22 protein-coding genes are annotated in these 18084 nt (G+C 43.9%); 9 read left to right on the top strand and 13 right to left on the bottom strand.

All coding sequences use genetic code 11. From position 1 onward, the window contains the following. Positions 1–27: 27 nt before the first annotated feature. The 5 genes from JGK16_RS21300 to JGK16_RS21280 all read right to left on the bottom strand — a co-directional run bounded on the left by JGK16_RS21300 (position 28) and on the right by JGK16_RS21280 (position 3977). On the bottom strand, positions 28–702 hold the full coding sequence (locus JGK16_RS21300; RefSeq protein WP_293185006.1) for a hypothetical protein: 675 nt from the start codon (positions 700–702) through the stop codon (positions 28–30). Positions 703–1966: 1264 nt separating this feature from the next. After that, positions 1967–2167 carry a hypothetical protein gene (locus JGK16_RS21295; RefSeq protein ID WP_293185005.1) on the bottom strand — a complete coding sequence of 67 codons (201 nt, stop codon included), beginning with the start codon at positions 2165–2167 and terminating at the stop codon, positions 1967–1969. 130 nt (positions 2168–2297) lie between these two features. After that, a complete protein-coding gene (locus JGK16_RS21290) occupies positions 2298–2498 on the bottom strand; it encodes a radical SAM protein (RefSeq protein ID WP_293185004.1) in 201 nt (66 codons plus the stop codon). A gap of 323 nt (positions 2499–2821) precedes the next feature. After that, a complete protein-coding gene (locus JGK16_RS21285; protein WP_293185003.1) occupies positions 2822–3784 on the bottom strand; it encodes a GNAT family N-acetyltransferase in 963 nt (320 codons plus the stop codon). Positions 3785–3803: 19 nt separating this feature from the next. Next, positions 3804–3977 carry a hypothetical protein gene (locus JGK16_RS21280; protein ID WP_293192392.1) on the bottom strand — a complete coding sequence of 58 codons (174 nt, stop codon included), beginning with the start codon at positions 3975–3977 and terminating at the stop codon, positions 3804–3806. Between the two features lie 138 nt (positions 3978–4115). Here JGK16_RS21280 and cpeB point away from each other — a divergent pair, with 138 nt between their 5' ends. The 7 genes from cpeB (at position 4116) to JGK16_RS21245 (ending at position 10490) form a co-directional block, all read left to right on the top strand. Then, a complete protein-coding gene (cpeB, locus tag JGK16_RS21275; RefSeq protein WP_293185001.1) occupies positions 4116–4670 on the top strand; it encodes a C-phycoerythrin subunit beta in 555 nt (184 codons plus the stop codon). A gap of 77 nt (positions 4671–4747) precedes the next feature. Next, entirely contained in the window at positions 4748–5242 is a 495-nt protein-coding gene (locus JGK16_RS21270) for a bleomycin hydrolase (RefSeq protein ID WP_293184999.1), read from the top strand. Between the two features lie 294 nt (positions 5243–5536). Continuing rightward, positions 5537–6823, top strand: a complete 1287-nt coding sequence (locus tag JGK16_RS21265) for a HEAT repeat domain-containing protein (protein WP_293192390.1) — start codon at positions 5537–5539, stop codon at positions 6821–6823. Positions 6824–7025: 202 nt separating this feature from the next. After that, positions 7026–7637: a HEAT repeat domain-containing protein gene (locus JGK16_RS21260; protein WP_293192388.1), complete on the top strand. Its 612-nt coding sequence runs from the start codon at positions 7026–7028 to the stop codon at positions 7635–7637. Between the two features lie 322 nt (positions 7638–7959). Continuing rightward, entirely contained in the window at positions 7960–8487 is a 528-nt protein-coding gene (locus tag JGK16_RS21255; RefSeq protein ID WP_293192386.1) for a hypothetical protein, read from the top strand. 51 nt (positions 8488–8538) lie between these two features. Further along, positions 8539–9909, top strand: coding sequence for an AAA family ATPase (locus JGK16_RS21250; protein WP_293192383.1), 1371 nt, complete (start codon positions 8539–8541; stop codon positions 9907–9909). Continuing rightward, the gene (locus JGK16_RS21245) at positions 9909–10490 is read left to right on the top strand and encodes a hypothetical protein (protein ID WP_293192380.1); all 582 of its coding nucleotides are present in this window, start codon (positions 9909–9911) and stop codon (positions 10488–10490) included. The genes JGK16_RS21250 and JGK16_RS21245 overlap by 1 nt, the downstream gene beginning before the upstream one ends. A 69-nt stretch (positions 10491–10559) precedes the next feature. Here the strand turns inward: JGK16_RS21245 and JGK16_RS21240 are convergent, their stop codons facing one another. The 4 genes from JGK16_RS21240 to JGK16_RS21225 form a co-directional block, all read right to left on the bottom strand. Continuing rightward, positions 10560–11036: a DUF2656 domain-containing protein gene (locus JGK16_RS21240; protein WP_293192377.1), complete on the bottom strand. Its 477-nt coding sequence runs from the start codon at positions 11034–11036 to the stop codon at positions 10560–10562. Positions 11037–11044: 8 nt separating this feature from the next. Then, positions 11045–11929 (bottom strand): HEAT repeat domain-containing protein, encoded by an 885-nt coding sequence (locus JGK16_RS21235; protein ID WP_293192375.1) that lies wholly within the window; start codon positions 11927–11929, stop codon positions 11045–11047. A 6-nt stretch (positions 11930–11935) separates the two neighbouring features. After that, the gene (locus tag JGK16_RS21230) at positions 11936–12214 is read right to left on the bottom strand and encodes a hypothetical protein (protein ID WP_293184990.1); all 279 of its coding nucleotides are present in this window, start codon (positions 12212–12214) and stop codon (positions 11936–11938) included. A 357-nt stretch (positions 12215–12571) separates the two neighbouring features. Beyond that, a complete protein-coding gene (locus tag JGK16_RS21225) occupies positions 12572–13180 on the bottom strand; it encodes a phycobiliprotein lyase (RefSeq protein WP_293184989.1) in 609 nt (202 codons plus the stop codon). A 280-nt stretch (positions 13181–13460) separates the two neighbouring features. Between JGK16_RS21225 and JGK16_RS21220 the strand changes: the two genes are divergently transcribed. Continuing rightward, positions 13461–14282 (top strand): pentapeptide repeat-containing protein, encoded by an 822-nt coding sequence (locus tag JGK16_RS21220; protein WP_293192373.1) that lies wholly within the window; start codon positions 13461–13463, stop codon positions 14280–14282. Positions 14283–14416: 134 nt separating this feature from the next. On the opposite strand, the gene JGK16_RS21215 is transcribed toward JGK16_RS21220, so the two are convergent. Together JGK16_RS21215 and JGK16_RS21210 are read right to left on the bottom strand one after the other, a co-directional pair. Beyond that, entirely contained in the window at positions 14417–15148 is a 732-nt protein-coding gene (locus tag JGK16_RS21215) for a phycoerythrobilin:ferredoxin oxidoreductase (protein WP_293192371.1), read from the bottom strand. Positions 15149–15155: 7 nt separating this feature from the next. Continuing rightward, positions 15156–15890: a 15,16-dihydrobiliverdin:ferredoxin oxidoreductase gene (locus tag JGK16_RS21210; RefSeq protein ID WP_293184986.1), complete on the bottom strand. Its 735-nt coding sequence runs from the start codon at positions 15888–15890 to the stop codon at positions 15156–15158. A 257-nt stretch (positions 15891–16147) separates the two neighbouring features. On the opposite strand from JGK16_RS21210, the gene JGK16_RS21205 reads away from it, so the two are divergent. Continuing rightward, positions 16148–16726 carry a phycobilisome protein gene (locus JGK16_RS21205; protein ID WP_293184984.1) on the top strand — a complete coding sequence of 193 codons (579 nt, stop codon included), beginning with the start codon at positions 16148–16150 and terminating at the stop codon, positions 16724–16726. A 130-nt stretch (positions 16727–16856) separates the two neighbouring features. Here JGK16_RS21205 and JGK16_RS21200 read toward each other — a convergent pair whose 3' ends face one another. Both JGK16_RS21200 and JGK16_RS21195 read right to left on the bottom strand, forming a co-directional pair. Continuing rightward, on the bottom strand, positions 16857–17522 hold the full coding sequence (locus tag JGK16_RS21200) for a HEAT repeat domain-containing protein (protein WP_293184982.1): 666 nt from the start codon (positions 17520–17522) through the stop codon (positions 16857–16859). A 112-nt stretch (positions 17523–17634) separates the two neighbouring features. Then, complete coding sequence (locus tag JGK16_RS21195; protein ID WP_293192369.1) at positions 17635–17913, bottom strand: CpeR family transcriptional regulator; 279 nt, start codon at positions 17911–17913, stop codon at positions 17635–17637. Positions 17914–18084: the final 171 nt, after the last annotated feature.

Here is an 18084-nt window from a genome sequence, read left to right as displayed (position 1 = left end):
GCGGTTTCAACCGCCGACTCATGTCTTTTAACTTTTACTGAGTTGTTCCATGATGAACTTAATTTGCTTCTTGTTGCACTGACGTTTGCTCGCAGTATACTTCCATGTTTTGACACGGGAGTAATATTGATGAATTACCTCCAATTCTTCCCGATCGGCCAGCTCGAAAAGATACCAAATGCCATCTAGCTTTTGATAATGATGGTAATCATCGATCTTGAGAAAATCATCAGGCTTTTTCGGAGGTAATTTTCGTACCTTGTTTGCCAAGCAGAGTATCCGCGTCTCAGGATGAACGTAAAGTTCCTCTCTCCTAGAACCAAGTTGACGCCCATATCGGCGATCGCAAACAATTCCATCAACCAACACAACATCTCTTTCCACATAACCCCAAACATGGGAGAGAATATGTTTTCCAGACAGCGTAGTTATATCAAGAATTTGACACAATTCGTGGTAGATATCATCCCAATCTTGTCCTATTTTGCTCCGCAGCCAGCGAGATAAAGGCCCCAGACAATCAGAAAAATATTTGCTTTTTCTTTTCAGCTTGAGTAGATAAGGGTTAAAGATTCCATCAGTGCAAGCTGCCTCAGTAATTTCTTTCAGATGTCTCCGGTTTCCTGGTACTTTTTTTAAGCTAGCTCTCCAGCCACCGCGAGGCCGTTCGATGACGATTCTATCTAATCGGTGTTCGCTCATAGCAATTAACAATTGTAAATTAAATTATCCTAGTCATGGATGAACTTTTGACAAAGAAACAGATTTGTTTGCCTAATCTACGGACTACACCGAAAAAAATGCTTCATTCAGTTGACAGTTGACAGTTGACAGTTGACAGTTGACAAAAGAAAGAAGAGGATTAGAGTTAATGAATAGTCTGATTTTAATTTCTCCCTACAAGTGTTCCGGGTGTAAACCAATTCTTTCTGGCAATAAACCCGGTTTCTAGCCATCCGCGAGCAATTTATGTAAAATTTGACAAAGTTTAAAACACTTCGCGCAAGTCAAAAAAGCTTTAAGCACAGCCGTTCTTACCAGTTTTACCTAGCAGTGGACGCGCAAACCTCATCTAGAACTAGAGACTCGGAATGCTTCCCTAATTCGATCGCTCGAATATCAGTACCTTAGGGCAGTTATATTTACTAAAGTGTGTAAGCTTCATCAGTTAGGGCGCGAAGTGTTTCGTTTGTAACAAGGAATTGAGTTGTTCAAAAATTGGAAGTTCCGCGCAAGTTTAAAAAGCGGTTTAACAGACCGATTGCTCTACCCCTGAGCTACAGCCTCTTAAACGAGACTGACAGGATTTGAACCTGTGACTAATCGGTGGTATCGTGTGTATGCGCTTCCTATGTTAGGGCGCGGAACTGAAGATTCAAGAGCGGATAGTTTCCCTTGTTTTCCATAAGGTTTGTAGTGAGGACTTCAGTCCTTCTTTTCTGCGGACTAAAGTCATCACTACAAACCTTTTTCATGAAGAAAGTTGAATCAAAGTGTTGTGATAGTAAAAGTCACCTCGCGCAAGTCAAGAAAGCCGTTGTTCATACGCAGGAGTTGAACCTGCAACTTTTCTTTAAAGAGAAATGCTCTACCAAGAGCGAGTATGTAAGCTTCCTTTGTGAGGGCGCGAAGTGGAACTTTTAACCGCGTGACAGATATAAAAACTTCAGGTATTAGAGGCGGCGCACGAGTCAGAGAAGCTTTGTTTTTTAGGAATTGAACCTACTATTCGATTTTTAGTCGAACGTTCGCCAGTTTGTAAGCTTCTTTAGTTGGGGTGCGCCTCGACAATTGATAATTTTTTATACCGCGCAAGTTTGAAAAGCTTTTGACAACTTCTAGCGTGTTTACCATTTCACCATAAAAGCCGAAGCCTTCAGCGGGACTTGAACCCGCAATCTTTTCAGAACTAGAACCCTAATGTTTGTAGGCTTCTCGAATTGGGGCGCGGAATAAAAGTAAATTCCTATCCGTAAACCGCCTCTGGGCGGACAATTAAATCACCGCTGGGACGGCGATCTAGCACGTAAGACTCGAAGCGATCGCTCTTGACATCAAAATGATTGGCTAGACGTTCCTGAATTGTTTTGTCGCTCATTCCTACCGTGATACCCAGTTGGTTTTCTGCCACATCATAGGAACGTCCTTCAAAACGAATGTGAACCATAACTGTTACCTCCTTAAGCGATTTTAGATTTTAGATTTTAGATTTTGGATTAGTAGCTTTTCTGCTGTTTAGTTGTGGCGTTAGTCGGTAAAAATTGCCAGCATTCGCATCTGCGCCCACACGACAATTTTTACATAAACAAACGCCGCTCTAAATGGTAAGCTTGTTTGAGATGGCGGATTTCTTCAGTCTTTTTTGCCGATCGCGCTCGATCGCAACTGTGTTGTTCTGAATCCGCCCCAGATTCGTTGAAATTCGGCTGTTTTGGTACAATATCTGACTCAGATCGAGTCAGTCTGTAACTGAACAGTCTCGTGAAAAGTAACAACATAACAATTAAGTCTCTATTGCAAGACTTTCAAATTGATGTTCCTTGAAATCTCGAACGCTATTTAGTTGTCAAGGTTCAGATTTGGTACGGAAAATGCAGGTTTTTGGCTCTCCTGCGCTTTCCATATGTTTATGCTACACACATACTACAGAAGTGTCAAGGGGGTAGGAAAAGTTTTTTTGTTTTTGGCTAAAACCCTCTAGGAAAGCGCAACTGCGGGGGACACACGGTGCGCAGCCTGCTCCGGAGTGCCCAGGTATTAGGTGTGAAGTTTAGGTTTTAGGTGGGCAACTGTCAACTGTCAACTGTCAACTGTCAACTGTTTAAACATCCTTAATATAAGAAATGCTATCGCGAATATTGTGGAAGCCCGCAGACTCGTAAAGTCGCAATGCACCGGAAGGATTTGCAGTATCCACGCCGAGAATCGCAGTCTCAACACCGGCAGCTTTTAGTCGCTGCAAACCAGCCAGCAACATCGCCCGTCCCAATCCAAGTTTGCGGAAACCGCGCCGCGTACCAAGAACAGCAATCCAGCCTTCATTTCGTCCAGTACGATCGCACTCCTCGACATTAATTTCGCAATAACAGAAAGCTGCAAAAGTCCCGTCAGCAGCAACTGCAATCAAGTCTAAATCCTTTCTGTAACTGGGTTTTGCTAAATCGTATTTGAATTTCTCGACTGTTAAATCGTGGTGATTCCAGTGATCGATAAACGACTGGTTGAACATTTCTACCCAAGCTTCCGAATCCTGTTCGCCGGGGAATAGACGCAGCGCAAAACCTTCTGGGAATTGGGCTTGGGCGATCGGTTCCGTGAGCGATCGCGCCATGCGACAAAAATAGCGATCGACCCTAAAACCGCAATTTGTGAGCACAGAAATGCGATCGGCATCCTGTGTCCTAACCCCCGATCGCAGCTTCACCTGCGCGCCCCGCAATGATGCTACCTCGCGCATCCGCCTTTCGCCCCAAGCCACTGCCGCCGCTTCCACATCTCCGCAGCGCGCCTCGGGGCGGACTGAAAACGACAGCCAACCATCGATGACTGTCCCAGGTTCAGAAATCCACAACTCGGCAAAACCGATTAATTTGCCGCCTGCATCTTCCCAAAGACAGATATCGCGCGCTAAATCTCGGGACGGTTGGTTAAATTCTTGTTGTAATTCCGAGATGGAAGTGCCTTGATCGAGCCGATCGACTTCTTCGCAAGTATTGATTAAATCGGCGATCGCAGTTAAATCGCTTTCGCCCGCATAGCAGCGCGCCGAGAGATTTGCCATCATAGCTAATCACCATTTTCGGTTATCGATCAATTTTAAAATAGCTTGGGCGATCGATCGAAGTGCGATCGTCTTCCAGGGCTTCCCTAACTGGTGAGTCGATCGGGCGATCGGGCGATCGACATTTCTGTTCAGAATCCGCCGATCGTGGTATGGAGATGTTTGTTAAACGAAAAAATGTGCTTTTCGCGACCAAAGTAACAAATTGTTACTTTGTTTCTCAGGAATGAGACCTCTGTCTCATTCCTTAGATATATTCAAGACCATCAAGTTCGTCACCAAGTTGACCAACTGAGATAAGAAATAATTTTTCGTCTAAGTTAAGGAGAACTCAATGCTTGACGCTTTTTCAAGAGCTGTAGTTTCAGCCGATGCCAGCACCTCCACCGTTGGTGATATTGCTGCCCTTAGAGCTTTCGTTGCCAGCGGCAACCGACGCTTGGATGCTGTAAACGCGATCGCCAGCAACGCTAGCTGCATGGTTTCCGACGCTGTTGCCGGTATGATCTGCGAAAACCAAGGCTTGATCCAAGCCGGTGGTAACTGCTACCCTAACCGTCGCATGGCTGCTTGCTTGCGCGATGCAGAAATCATCTTGCGCTATGTCACCTACGCCTTGTTGGCTGGTGATGCTTCCGTTCTTGACGACCGTTGCTTGAATGGTTTGAAAGAAACCTACGCAGCTTTGGGCGTACCCACCACCTCCACCGTGCGTGCAGTTCAAATCATGAAGGCTCAAGCCGCTGCTCACATCCAAGACAACCCCAGCGAAAAATTTGCTGGTGCTAAGTTGCGGAAAATGGGATCTATCGTAGTTGAAGATCGTTGCGCCAGCCTCGTTGCCGAATCTTCCAGCTACTTCGACCGTATCATTTCTGCACTGAGCTAGTCAATTGCTAATCGCAATCCGCTCAGCAAAATTGAAACTACGCTCACTGTCAAAATCACTTTAGGAGATTTAAGGAAATGAAATCAGTTCTCACCACCGCTATCGCCTCTGCTGATGCAGCAGGTCGCTTTCCTAGCACTTCTGATCTAGAATCAGTTCAAGGTTCTATCCAACGCTCTGCTGCTCGTTTAGAAGCTGCTGAAAAATTGGGCGCCAACCTGGATGCAGTTGCTAAAGAAGCTTATGATGCTTGCATCAAAAAGTATCCTTACTTGAACGAATCCGGTCAAGCTAACTCCACCGATACTTTCAAAGCAAAATGCCACCGCGACATCAAGCACTACCTGCGCTTGGTTCAATACTGCTTGGTAGTTGGCGGCACAGGCCCTCTTGATGAATGGGGTATTGCTGGTCAACGCGAAGTCTATCGCGCTTTGAGCTTGCCTACTGCTCCTTACGTTGAAGCATTAAGCTTTGCTCGTAACCGCGGTTGCACTCCTCGCGATATGTCTGCTCAAGCTTTGACTGAGTACAATGCTCTTCTTGACTACGCCATCAACTCCCTGTCCTAATTAATTAGACAGGTTTGTAATGTCGTGAGTGGGTAATTTTTACCCCGACAAGTCTAGGAAATCTTGGCTCGTTGCTCTACCGATTGCGGTAAAGTAAGGGTAAAGAATTCCTGGGCTTGTTATTTTGTTTGGATAGACATATGCTAATTTCTATCGGACATCGGGCATCGGGCATACTTTCTTCCTTCTTCCTGAACCGGTTCCTAAGCGAAGTCGAAGGGCCTTCTTCCTTCTTCCTTCTTCCTTCTTCCTTCTTCCTTCTTCCTTCTTCCTTCTTCCTTCTACTATAATTTTATGGATAAACGCTTTTTTAGTTTTTTTAATTTAACTGAAGACCAGGCGATCGCCCTTTTAGATACGCCACAAGACCAAATCGGCGAAGAAGATTCTCGCTACATAGCCGCTTCCCATCTGATAAACTTTCCCACAGATCGATCGATCGCAGCACTGATCCGAGCAGTACAGCAAACCGATCCGGTGCTAGAAAACCGGATTGTGCGCCGCAAGTCGGTGGAAACCTTGGGAAGACTGCAAGCTGTCCAAGCATTGCCGGTGATTCGCACCTGTCTGAGCGATGATGACTGCTACACCGTGGAAAATGCGGTTTGGGCGATCGGCGAAATTGGCACTCAAGACAGCGATATTTTAGAAGAAGTTGCTCAATTGCTCGATAAACCAGGACAAACCTACCGAGTAATCATCCACACCCTGACTAAATTAGATTATCAACCAGCCGAGACCAGAATTCGCAAATTTGTTGACGATCTCGATCCACCGACTGCTAGTGCTGCGATCGCCGCAATTTGCCGCCTAACCAGAGACTTTTCTAAAATGGGACAAGTTGTCGCCATGCTGCAACACAAAAATGTCCTAGGGCGCAGACTATCAATTCAAGATTTGATTGACGCCCACCACTACGAGGCCATTCCCAACATTGCCAAATGTCCCGTATCTTTAGTCTTTCGCCTCAGGGGAATTCGGATGCTAGCAGCAGCCGGAATCGCCGACAAATCCCTTACCTTTGACACCATTCAACCCTATTTAGAACAAACCTTACGGGATAAACCAGGGGATTTGGATTTAGTCCACAGCTATGAAGAATTACCAGAATTACCGTTTCTGATTAACCAATTATACGAAACAGATTTTGGTCGTTGCTATTTAGCAACTAAAACAATTTTAGAACATTATTCAGAGGAGGCACCATCTGCACTTTTTGCCACCTTTGCCGAAGAAGCAAACAATGACTATGGAGCGCATTTTCATGTAGTAAAATTGTTTGGTTGGCTCAAACACTCTCCCGCCTACGATTTGTTATTGGAAGCTTTGAATAACCCCCAACCCCAGTTTCAGAAATCCCGTGCGGCGGCTGCGATCGCCCTAGGGGAACTCGGAGAAAAGCGTGCTATTCCAGAATTGAAAACCTGTCTGGAAACTAAAATCTGGGATTTGAAGTATGCTGCATTAATGGCACTAGAAAAACTTGGTGATGTTAGTGGTTATGAAGTTGCTGCGGCCGACCAAGATTGGTTAGTTCAAGCTAAAATAGATGCTCATACTTCTTTAACATCTGAAATATAGTAGGGACACGGCAGTGCCGTGTCCCTACAGCCGGACACGGCAGTGCCGTGTCCCTACCTGAGACGGGAGGCAGAAACCGGGTTTTTTTACCAAAATACTGCATCCCAGCTTTTAATACTGGTAAAAACCCGGTTTCTTAGATATTTATGCGTCCAGGATTGTTAATTCAGCTTAAATTAGAAAACCTAAAACCCCAAAAATTATGACAACAGATGCTTTGTTTGAAAAACTAAAACACCCGAATCCTCATATGCGCGATCGCGCAATGTATGAAATAGCCGATTCCCGCGATGAAAATACAATTCCTCGACTGGTGGCCATTTTAGACGACGAAGATGTCACCTATCGTCGGGCGGCGGTGAAGGTGTTAGGTGCGATCGGTGAGGATGCCATATCACCGGTGGTTGACGCCATGTTAAACAGTGAGAATGTGACTGTGCGAGGGAGTGCGGCGAAGGTATTGGCGCAAGTTGCGATTAATTATCCAGAGTTGCCTTTCCCAGAAGTGGGCTTGCAGGGATTGAAAAAGGCGATCGATGATGCTAATCCTGTGGTGCATATTGCAGCCGTGATGGCCTTGGGGCAGATGGGTTCCTCTGCGTTCGAGATTTTGGTGGAATCGCTGAATACAACGGATAATGTAGCGGTACAGGTGGCGATTGTGAGTGCATTGGCTTCTGTGGGCGATCGACGTTGTGTAGAAGTTCTCACCACATTTGCGAATGATGAAACCGTGGATTCCTATGTGCGGGAATCAGCGACAAGTTCTTTATCGCGATTGGATTTGGTGATGAATTATAAGCGTGCAGAATAGTTAGGTTTATAGTAGCGTGTTGAACGATATGTAAGCAAAAATTGTAATGGTCAGAAAAACTCACCCAAAGCCAGAAGTTGAGGATGCGTTGAGATACGCTGAAAAAAATGGATGGCGCGTTGATGTTGGTGGTTCTCATGCTTGGGGGAAAATTTATTGTCCCTACAACGATAAAGAGTGTAGAAGCGGGATTTTTTGTATATCCAGTATTTGGAGTACCCCAAAAAACTCAGGGAATCATGGAAAACAAATTCGCCGAGTAGTGGATAATTGCACAAAGCATAACGATGTGAATGAGTCTTCCTCGGAGGAGGAATAAAAAATGAACGAGTATGATTTTACTTTGAAGTTTAATCTGAACAATTCCCCAGCCGATCCTGATGATTTTATTGAGAGACTGTATGCAAGTGGCTGTGACGATGCCTTAATTGGAGTTGGAAATAAAGAATATGTAGCACTAAATTTTATCCGCGAGGGATCGTCGGCTTATGAAGCTATTTCTAGTGCGATTAATGATATCAAAAAAGCTGTTCCAAGTGTTACTCTAATTGAAGCAGCACCAGATTTAGTTGGCTTGACGGATGCAGCTAAAATTCTGGGTTATACTCAACTGCAAATGAGAAATCTCTCGATCGAAAGCAAATCAAGATTTCCGATTCCTGTTTATGAAGGTACACATTCTATTTGGCATTTAGCGGAAATTTTAATTTGGTTGCGCGAAAATCGAATGCACTCAATTGATGATACGCTGTTAGATATCGCTCAAACCAATATGAATATTAACATTGCCACGAGTTGGCAAAAGATCCCTCTTGATACCCAAGAAAGTATCAAGGCGCTGGCTGTTTAGACTGGTTTGTGCGATATTACTGAGGCACATTGCAATCTAAGGAAAACACCAATGAAAATTAAAGTCAAAAATCTTGGTGCCCTAAAACAAGCCGAATTCACCCTTGGCGAGTTGACAATTATTTGTGGCGGCAACAATACCGGAAAGACCTACGCTACCTATGCACTGTTTGGCTTTTTGTTTACTTGGCGGCAGATTTTGGCGATCGACATTAACGACAACAAAATCCAGCAACTCCTTGCGGACGGCGTAATCCATCTAGACATACAAGAATATGTCAAACAGGCAGAGCAAATTGTTTTTAAAGCTTGTCAAGTTTATACACAGCAATTGCCTCATATTTTTGCAGCGCCGGCTAAAAGATTTAAAAAAACAGAGTTTCAGGTAAACCTAGACATCAAAAATATTACCTTGGCAAGCCAATTTCAGTCAACACTAGGATCTGCAAATGTCGAATTATTCTCGATGACCAAAAGAGAAGATAGTAGAGAATTAGTTGTCACCTTGCTCGTTGAAAAAGAAAAGGCAAAAATTCCCAATGAAATACTTAAAAAAACCATTGCCGATGCACTGAAACATATTATTTTTGCCGAAATTATTCCTCGTCCTTTTATCGCTAGTGCAGAAAGAACTGGTGCAGCTATTTTTCGCAAAGAGTTGAATTTTGCCCGTAATAGATTGCTTGAACAAATGGGTAAAAGCAACAATAATATCCATCCCATTGAACTCTTATTTAAGGCTTATCAGGACTACGCCCTGCCGATACAGACAAACGTAGAATTTACCAGGGAACTTGAAAGCATTGTTAAAAAAAGCAGTTTTATTGCTGAGGAACATCCTGATATACTGGCAGATTTTGCTGACATAATCGGCGGCCAATACACTGTTACCCGTAATGATGAACTTTATTATGAGCCGAATGGTAAAAGGATCAAGCTTTCTATGGATGAAAGTTCTAGTGCTGTGCGTTCTCTATTAGACATCGGTTTTTACCTAAAACATGAGGCTCAGATTGGTGATTTACTGATGATAGATGAACCAGAATTAAATCTACATCCTGAAAACCAGCGCCGCGTCGCACGGCTATTTGCCCGCTTGGTAAATCTGGGTATTAAGGTTTTTATTACCACCCACAGCGATTACATTATTAAAGAACTGAATACGTTGATTATGCTTAACCATGACAAACCTCATCTGAAGCGAGTTGCTGAAGAAGAAGGTTATCGGGAAGTAGAACTAATTTCGTCTAACAAAATCAAAGTTTATATTGCGGAAGAGGCAGGGAGTACAAAAACAAATAAATGTCAAACGCTGACACCAGCCGATATTGACCCAGAAATGGGTATTGAAGCCCGCAGTTTTGATACAACTATTGAAACGATGAACAGGATTCAGGAATCGATTGTTTGGGGTCAGGATTAATGTCTGATATTGCTATCCTCAAAGAGATGATTAAGGAAAGTGCTACAGTACCATTGGAAGAACACAAAGGTAAAAAGCAAGTTATACTCAAAGAATCTCCGCCTGCTGACTATTCTGTAACGATTGATGGAATGCCTGATGATGCTCAAGTTATTGTTATTAAGGCAGATGCTTTCCCAGCACCAAGCAAGATTTTTACTAGCTCAAAAGGTCAGTGCAAACGCGCAGATTTTGTGATTATTGCTGATACTCCCACAGAAAAAATCATCTTTTGTATTGAGATGAAGAAAAAGAAAGGCCAGAATAAAAACATTATCCAGCAACTAACGGGCGCAAAATGCTTTGTTGACTATTGTCAGGAAATCGGCAAAGCATTTTGGAATCAACAGAACTTCCTTGAGGCTTATGAATATCGTTTTGTCAGTATCGGTCATATTAGCATTTCCAAAGGAAAAACACGTAATAGTCGCTCAACTGAGACTAATGACCGTTTAACTGAGATTCATGACCGTCCTGATAGGATGCTGAAAATTAGTAGACCCAATAAACTTCAGTTCAATCATTTGATCTACGGGAGATAGATAGTTTTGTGAACGTCAAAATCAGCGCTTCAGGACTTATCTATGACCTTCCAAACAGCTTTTTACCTTTTACCCCTTCCTCCTTTCAACCTTAAAAACATCCTCAATACTTTTCCCAGATGTTTTTTCCTCCCAGCCCATCGCCATCAAAAAACTCTCAGCAGACGCAGTTTCCACCACATCAACCCCCCATTCTCCCGTTTGCAGCGCCTCAACATCGCTACTCAATGGCGGAGTCTTTTTCAATCCCGCTAAAATCAAAACATCAGGAAAAGAATCATCAACTTTTCCTTGACTCATCCGCTTATTTACCAAAGATTCAGCGCAAAACTCCCCAACTTGAGGTGGCGCAAAATCATTAGTAGAAAATAAAACTTCTACCATCCAATGAGCGTGATTTAATTGACGGCACTTAATCTGAGGATATTGACTTAAACCCTCAGCAAATACCAAAGTCAAATCTTCTCTACTTAAGGTTGGAAAGATACCCTCTTGCATATCAAAATTGTGGGAAAGCAACATCCGCCCTGTTCCAGATTCTGTCATATTTTTAGTTACTTAATTTGAGAAATTGCTAACTTAATTACTCCTTGCACAGCCGCCTCTGATTCCTTGGCTAATGCAGCTTGTAGCGGCTCGATCGCACTTCGATCGCCCACTTTCATCAAAGACAAGGCCGCCGCCCTGCGACTTTCGCCATCGCCATGATGCAGCAACTCAATCAGGTTGGGGATTGCAGGCTTATAGGCGAGATTTCCCAAAGCAGCCGCCGCCTCGCAACGCACGTCAACATCAACATCCGTTAGAGACTTCACTAAAATCTCAAATAAGTCGGCTTTGGGCTCTTCCTGGGCTACTTTGGCGATCGCCCCAACCACCGCCCCACGCACCACAGGCGAATCAGAGGCGATCGCCCGATACAAATACTCCTTCGCACCCGCCCCAATAAACGCCAACGCCCAAGCCGCATGACCGATCGTACTTTCCGGCAAATCGGTAGATGCTAAAATATCCAACAAAGCCTGCACAGAAGGTTCACCAATCCTCGCCAGCGCCCCAATAGACGAACCCTTAACCACCGTATCCTCATCATTCAACAAAGCATGAATTAAATTAGGAACAGCAGTCGGATCGCCAATCAAAGTCAGAGTTTTACCCGCAGCACGCCGCACAACCGGATTAACATGATTTCCCAAAGCATCCAACAAAAAAGGAGTCGCCGCTTCACCAATTTCCGCCAGAGTTTCCGCACAACGCAGTCGAGTCATCCCCCGCGTATCACCCAAAGATTCAACCAGACTCCTCAAAAGCTCAGCATCATTAACATCAAAAGTATCTAAATCTATTTGTTCAGTAACTTGTTGAAGCAAAGCATCTGTTTCGGCATGAGCTAACACAATTGCAGCATCTTGGGATTGAGCATTAGAATTGACCATCATTGCCACCTAATTATTAGTAGTTATCGCCGCCAATTGAGTGCGGAGACTGTCTAGTCCAGCATCAATTTTAGCAAGTTCCGGCTCAATTTTAGCCATAGCTGCTTTCTGTGGTAGCTTAGCCTTTTGTGCCGCCGCCATCGTTTCATTCACCAAACGTTCCCGATACCGCTCAAATTCGGCAATGACTTCCACCAATTCTTCAGCCTCTATCTGTGTTGAATCTTCTGTTAAATCTGCGGCAGATTCATCACGAGCCGATGTTGTCAATTCTTCGTTTTCAGACATAGTTTTGAGAGTTTAATAACAGTTGAAAACAGTTAGGCGATCGAGTTCAGTTAAACTCACATCATACAGGATTCTTAGGAACTGGCAAGATGCCAGTTCCACAACCAATTAATTTTATTGTGGGGCGGGCATCTTGCCCGCCCAGTTAGTTGCTTGTGGGGTGGGCATCCTGCCCGCCCAGTGGCTTGTGGGGTGGGCATCGAACTGGCAAGATGCCAGTTCCACAACCAATTAATTTTATTGTGGGGTGGGCATCCTGCCCGCCCAGTTGCTTGTGGGGTGGGCATCCTGCCCGCCCTAAAAAAATATTGACAATAGTTGAATTTGACCAATCAAAAAGCATTTTTTCCAGAGACTTTAACGCGACACCGCAGCAGCCTCAGAAACTCTCAAGCGATTGTGTTCCAACAACTCTTCTAAAACAGACGGAGAAATACAACGACGCTCAGAACAGTATGCCATTTGTTTAACCCCATTGCTCATTTGAACCGTCATCACCCGCACTCGAAAATGATCGTTAATAAACCAACAGCGTTCCTGTCCTTGATTTGTCTCATATTCCGTCTCAATAGTCAATACCCCATCATCAGCAAAATGGTAAATACCAATTACCGGAATACCTTCAACGTAGCCTCTATTTCTGAGAAACTTACCCATTTTCGGGTTATTGGGATTGGGTACATCGATAAGTATTGCAGCATAATTTTGGTTCGGGATGGCATCATCCAAATTATCTTGCCACATAAAACTGCATCCCCCACTAACCAAAGCAGGATCTACATTTTGCTGTTGACAAACCTCTAAAACTCTGGGATCATCAATTGATAAGACATCAATCATGACATTGGATTCTCCCGACTCATCAGCAGCAGCAGTATCAAAATTGTGGACTGTTCGCTGAGTGAACCAAACGCCCTCACTCTTGCGAAAGAAATCCATCATAGTCATCGGTGGTGTTAGCAGCATTTCTATGTCAACTTAGCGAGAGGAATCAAGTAGCATCGGAATTATTGCCGAAATTAGGAGACGGCTTTTGGAGTGTCCCTACAATATTATTTTGGGTAGGGAGACGGCACTGCCGTGTCCTCTATATCATTCCTTCCCCTTGTGAAGGGGATGGGAGGAGAATCCGATCGAATTTTGGTTAAGAAAATTAACTTTCTGGCGATCGCACAACAATCAAATTCTAGGATAAATGACACCGGACAACTTTGAGCAATTCCATCAATAAATCTTCAAAAATATAATGGCACTTCGTCAACACTCATTTTTCCTCTCTGAACCCCTGACTCTCACAGAAGTCTTACAAGCTATCGAGGAAAGCAAAAGCCTAGCTCAAACCAACCTCCAGGGAATCAACCTCAGCCAAATGGATTTATCCGGGATTGATTTGAGCGGAGCAAACTTGATTGGCGCCAACCTCAGCAAAACCAATTTCCAAGGTGCAAATCTCCAGGGAGTAGATTTGCGGCGCGCCAATCTCCGAGACGCCAATTTGAGTGGAGCAAATTTACAAGAAAGTTATTTTTTTCGAGCTGATTTACAAGGTTGCAATCTAGTTGATTCCAAGCTAGAATCAGCTAAATTTAAATTAGCTTTATATGATAGCAAGACTATGTGGCCAGAAGGATTTAATTACCAAAAATCCGAAGCTATTGGCCCGAAAGCTAGTCTGAGCGGAGCTTTTTTGAATGCAGCCAATCTCCGAGGAGCGGATTTAAGTTATTGCAATCTGCGAGGTGCTTATCTCAGTGGAGCGGATTTAACTGGAGCAAATTTAGAAGGAGCGGCATTAAGTGGCGCTAATCTTCAGAATGCTTTTTTAACTGGTGCTTATTTGCGAAATGCCATGTTAATTGGAGCTGAATTGCAAGGCGCAGATTTACGGGCTGCTGATTTGACTGGAGCAAATTTAGATCAATTGCAAAGTATTGCGGGTGCTGATTTCAGCTTGGTACAAGGATTGAGCGCCGAAACAAGAGCGATGCTTTGCAGTCGCAATTCCAAGGAGTTAGGTACTTGGAATCCTTATACTCGGAATAACACAGCTCAAAGTCTTGCAAATTAGATATCGTTTGTAGTGCGGACTTAAGTCCGCAAATTCAGAGGACTAAAGTCCTCACTACAAACCGTTTGTAGTGCGGACTTAAGTCCGCAAATTCAGAGGACTAAAGTCCTCACTACGAACAAATTTTAATTTTCCTATAAATTGCGTTCCAAATCGAACAGAAAACCGTGAATATACTCCTCAGTCCACTCCTCACCATAGAACCGCAGAAACATCCCCCTCGCAGGATCTTTCGCCGCACGATAGTTGATATAATTGCGTTGAGCCTGAAGAATCTCGACCAATCTCTGACTGTCGGTGACTGGTTGCGCGCGATCGACCAAATCGAGATAAGCTTGTAGATAATCCTTAAAAGCATCAAACACAAGAGTTTGCACAGCCTCAGTTTCCTTAGGACGAGTCCACAGAAAAGCCGAAGAAAAGAAAGGTTTTGCCTCTTCAGGAAAATCTCCCCCCCAGGGCAAATCTTTTTGATACTTGTTAAAAATTGGTAAAATCGGCTCTGAGTATTGCTTTTGATAGGCCGCATCATGAAAAAGCGGCTGCATATCCAAAGCAATCAAATGTCCCCCCGGTAAAGTCACCAAATCCGCCCCAAAAAAAGGCAAATCATAATTAATTTGCGGGAAAATCACAAAATTCAAAACCTGAAGAGCATCACCGCCCTCAACATGAGCCGCCCGAATTTGTCGCAGTTTGGGCGATTGAAAAGCATAGCTAGTAGTGACAACCAACTGCTCTTTTTTTCCTTTCCCAGTGATACATTCTTTTTTTTCAAAACCTGCTGGAATCGGATATGGAGCTAAGTCAAGTCGCTCCCTGAGCAGTGGGATGGCGTAATCTAAAAAAGGCTGATAGAGAGTCATTTTTAATTTATTTTGTCCCGGCGGGAACCGCTAAGGGAACAGCATCTTCAAACAAAAACTCGTACAAAAAGCGCTCTGACCATTCATGACCAAAATAGCTGCCGAACAGCCCGGATGCGGGGTCTCTTTCTGCACTATACTGATCGTATTCTTTCTGTGCTTTCACAATCCGCTGAATTTCTTCGGGAGTTGTCAGGGGAGTAGCTTGCTGTAGCATTTTCCAGTACAACTGGACGTATTCTTGATAGGCGGGAAACAATTGGTTCACTACTGTTTCGGCGTCGGTTTTGGCAAAGAGCAAATTCTTGGAAAAATACTGGTTGGCATCATAAAACTTCATTTCTAAGTCTTGTACCAACGAGCTGTATTTAGCTCGAATTTCGGTCAACGGTTCGATATACTTGTCTGTGTAAGCCCGATCGCGAAATAACGGCTGAAAATCTATCACCACCAAGATTTTCTTTTGTCCAAACGCTAAAAAATCAATCCCTAGCAACGGCACATCGTAATTGTGGCTTGGATAAATGACACTGTTAAAAATTTGTGCCGTTTCCCCAGCATCGATGTAGGTGTAGCGAATTTTTCGCAATTCAGGGCATTGATAACACCAGCTTTGAATTGTGGCGGGATTTTTACCTCTTTCACTCACCACAGATTCCAATCCAGAGGGAATGGGACGGCTCTCTAGTGCAAAGTTCTCAAACAGTTCTTTTTCTAGAAATTGCTGAAATGGCTTAAACATAGATTATAATTTAGCTCCTTCAATCTCTCCCTGAACACAGGATAATAGGCGATCGCCCTGGGCCTAGTCTCTTTTATGGATAACAAAGTAATATTTCGTTATGAAACCAAACGTGCGATCGCACTTAATCTAATGAAGACTTTTACCACACTCTCATCTTTGATTCTCTCAAATGTAACAAATCTTAATCAAATTTCTCATAATTCTAGTCTATAACTTGAATTGTACTCAATTCCCTCCGGACAATTTTAATAGCTATGCAATTAAGTGAAAGAGCAAAACAATTAATTCCCAAAGCGAAAATTGTCAGCTTTGCTACTTGGAAAAATATCTATCCAGATGAAGTAATTGCCATTTTTCAAAAGGCTGACGATGAAAGTCGATATCTCACAGATGAAGATTTAGAAATCATCAAAAATCTGGTTCCCGATACCTCTTCAATGTTAGAACAAGCAAGATTGCTGCGAGAGCAAGCTCCTAATCTTGTATCGAATGCCAGGGAAAAGGTGTTAGCCGACTTTCCAAATATCACCGAACCAGACAATGACCTCTATCCTGCTGAACGCGCCGAAGCTTGTTGGCGAGATTTTTGGCATTTCTTGCGCTCCGTCTCCTATAGCATAGCAGGGAAAAACCCGGAATTTACCAGTCAAGCAGGACTAGAAAACATGGAACTACTTTATCAAGAATTGCGAGTTCCCGTGGCGGCGATGCTCTGTGGATTACAACAATTAAAAATAGTCAGTTTACAGCAATTTAGTTCTGAGGAACAGCATTTATCTGGTCTTGCTTTTGACAATTTAATCGCTGGCTTAAAACAGTTCAGTCAAGTTTGACCGCTTAACAATCGCAGGAATTAACCACAGGCATTTAAGAAACCGGGTTCGTTCGCCCACATTCCTCGCACTTCAGGCCATATTTCCCGAAAAAACCCGGTTTCTGCCTCTAGAACTCTATAAAATATTCTTAATTGCGATCGAGCAAATTTTCTAAAGCCGCACCAACCACTCGATGATGGGAGTCTTGCCGCAGTTGACTCAACACCTGCTTCGCTTCTGGATCATCAAAATGCTTCAAAGCAGATGCAGTGTGCTGGCGAATCCCTTCATACTCAGAACTAGCCAGCGCCAACAACCGAGCCAATGCCGCTGCTTCCTGACTGCTTCCAGCTAAAGCACCGAGCGCGTCCACAGCCGCTTCCTGGGTGGTCATATCTTCCCCCGCCAAAGCTTCCACGCACACCTCAAACAGTTCGTTGTAGCACTCCATATCTACCAGCGCCCCCAAAATGCTGCGACGCACCAGCCAGTGGTCATCCTGAATAAAAGTCAGCACTAAATGAGACGCAGCGCACCTACCGAAGAGCGACAGGGAATTTGCCGCTTCGGCGCGCACATTGGGAGTGTTATCAAGTTTCATGATTTGCAGCAAGGCGGCGAAAGATTCGGCGCTTTGCTGTTGTCCAAATCCCCTGCTGACAAAGGTACGGACTAAAAATTCTGGGTCGTTGAGCCGAGCTTTTAGCAAAGGAACGGCAATCTCTGGTGTATAATCTTTCAGAGCTGCGATCGCCTTGAGTCGATATTGAAAATCAGAATTATCTAGAAACGCTTCAATTTCGTGAATATCCATAACCGCAACAGAGCAGGACTTTTCCTTACTTTAAACAACAGGGTTCACTTTGTGCAACTTACCAAAATTATCTTAACACCGAAATCTTTTTTTGACCGTGAACCTCGTTTCTTTAAACTCTCTCATCAAATCTCGTCTGAAAACTTCCGTATTTGAACCAATATTGTCGCAGTTCATGATGAGGTGTATGCAAACTCCCTTTCCCTTGATAGAGCATCACTTGTCGGTGATTTCCCATCCAAACTCGTTTGAGCGGTTCCACAGAAATTAAGCATCCTCCTAGACTGATGATACATTGCTCAAATCTCTCAACGGCTGGGTAGTCTAAAGTTTCAAAAATCAAAAATTGACCTAAAAAAATTAGGTGACGGCTTCGTATCCAAGCCTGCATTTTTTTATCGGCTATTGGGGGTAATAGCTGGTAAAAGTATAGTCATCTATTACATGACACGGGAGGCACCCGGTCCCTCCCCTTTCGCTTTCACTTCGAGCGGATTAACCCGCCTCGGCTGAGCTACGCAGCTCTCTATCCCATTGCTGAAGGCATTTGGGATTGCTTTTC

The sequence above is a fragment of the Microcoleus sp. PH2017_09_SFU_O_A genome, assembly GCF_020738625.1.
Lineage (GTDB): Bacteria > Cyanobacteriota > Cyanobacteriia > Cyanobacteriales > Microcoleaceae > Microcoleus.
Note: the sequence above shows the minus strand (reverse complement) of the source record. Positions and strands in the feature narration are given on the sequence as shown.

Excerpts from the sequence above, each read along its gene's own strand:
- JGK16_RS21230 (WP_293184990.1), bottom strand. The coding sequence starts at position 12,214 with ATGTCTGAAAACGAAGAATTGACAACATCGGCTCGTGATGAATCTGCC.
- JGK16_RS21295 (WP_293185005.1), bottom strand. The coding sequence starts at position 2,167 with ATGGTTCACATTCGTTTTGAAGGACGTTCCTATGATGTGGCAGAAAAC.
- JGK16_RS21200 (WP_293184982.1), bottom strand. The coding sequence starts at position 17,522 with ATGGATATTCACGAAATTGAAGCGTTTCTAGATAATTCTGATTTTCAA.
- JGK16_RS21210 (WP_293184986.1), bottom strand. The coding sequence starts at position 15,890 with ATGTTTAAGCCATTTCAGCAATTTCTAGAAAAAGAACTGTTTGAGAAC.
- JGK16_RS21225 (WP_293184989.1), bottom strand. The coding sequence starts at position 13,180 with ATGCTGCTAACACCACCGATGACTATGATGGATTTCTTTCGCAAGAGT.
- JGK16_RS21260 (WP_293192388.1), top strand. The coding sequence starts at position 7,026 with ATGACAACAGATGCTTTGTTTGAAAAACTAAAACACCCGAATCCTCAT.
- JGK16_RS21245 (WP_293192380.1), top strand. The coding sequence starts at position 9,909 with ATGTCTGATATTGCTATCCTCAAAGAGATGATTAAGGAAAGTGCTACA.
- JGK16_RS21250 (WP_293192383.1), top strand. The coding sequence starts at position 8,539 with ATGAAAATTAAAGTCAAAAATCTTGGTGCCCTAAAACAAGCCGAATTC.
- JGK16_RS21195 (WP_293192369.1), bottom strand. The coding sequence starts at position 17,913 with ATGCAGGCTTGGATACGAAGCCGTCACCTAATTTTTTTAGGTCAATTT.
- JGK16_RS21265 (WP_293192390.1), top strand. The coding sequence starts at position 5,537 with ATGGATAAACGCTTTTTTAGTTTTTTTAATTTAACTGAAGACCAGGCG.
- JGK16_RS21240 (WP_293192377.1), bottom strand. The coding sequence starts at position 11,036 with ATGACAGAATCTGGAACAGGGCGGATGTTGCTTTCCCACAATTTTGAT.
- cpeB (WP_293185001.1), top strand. The coding sequence starts at position 4,116 with ATGCTTGACGCTTTTTCAAGAGCTGTAGTTTCAGCCGATGCCAGCACC.
- JGK16_RS21290 (WP_293185004.1), bottom strand. The coding sequence starts at position 2,498 with ATGTTGTTACTTTTCACGAGACTGTTCAGTTACAGACTGACTCGATCT.
- JGK16_RS21285 (WP_293185003.1), bottom strand. The coding sequence starts at position 3,784 with ATGATGGCAAATCTCTCGGCGCGCTGCTATGCGGGCGAAAGCGATTTA.
- JGK16_RS21220 (WP_293192373.1), top strand. The coding sequence starts at position 13,461 with ATGGCACTTCGTCAACACTCATTTTTCCTCTCTGAACCCCTGACTCTC.
- JGK16_RS21300 (WP_293185006.1), bottom strand. The coding sequence starts at position 702 with ATGAGCGAACACCGATTAGATAGAATCGTCATCGAACGGCCTCGCGGT.
- JGK16_RS21255 (WP_293192386.1), top strand. The coding sequence starts at position 7,960 with ATGAACGAGTATGATTTTACTTTGAAGTTTAATCTGAACAATTCCCCA.
- JGK16_RS21205 (WP_293184984.1), top strand. The coding sequence starts at position 16,148 with ATGCAATTAAGTGAAAGAGCAAAACAATTAATTCCCAAAGCGAAAATT.
- JGK16_RS21215 (WP_293192371.1), bottom strand. The coding sequence starts at position 15,148 with ATGACTCTCTATCAGCCTTTTTTAGATTACGCCATCCCACTGCTCAGG.
- JGK16_RS21270 (WP_293184999.1), top strand. The coding sequence starts at position 4,748 with ATGAAATCAGTTCTCACCACCGCTATCGCCTCTGCTGATGCAGCAGGT.
- JGK16_RS21235 (WP_293192375.1), bottom strand. The coding sequence starts at position 11,929 with ATGATGGTCAATTCTAATGCTCAATCCCAAGATGCTGCAATTGTGTTA.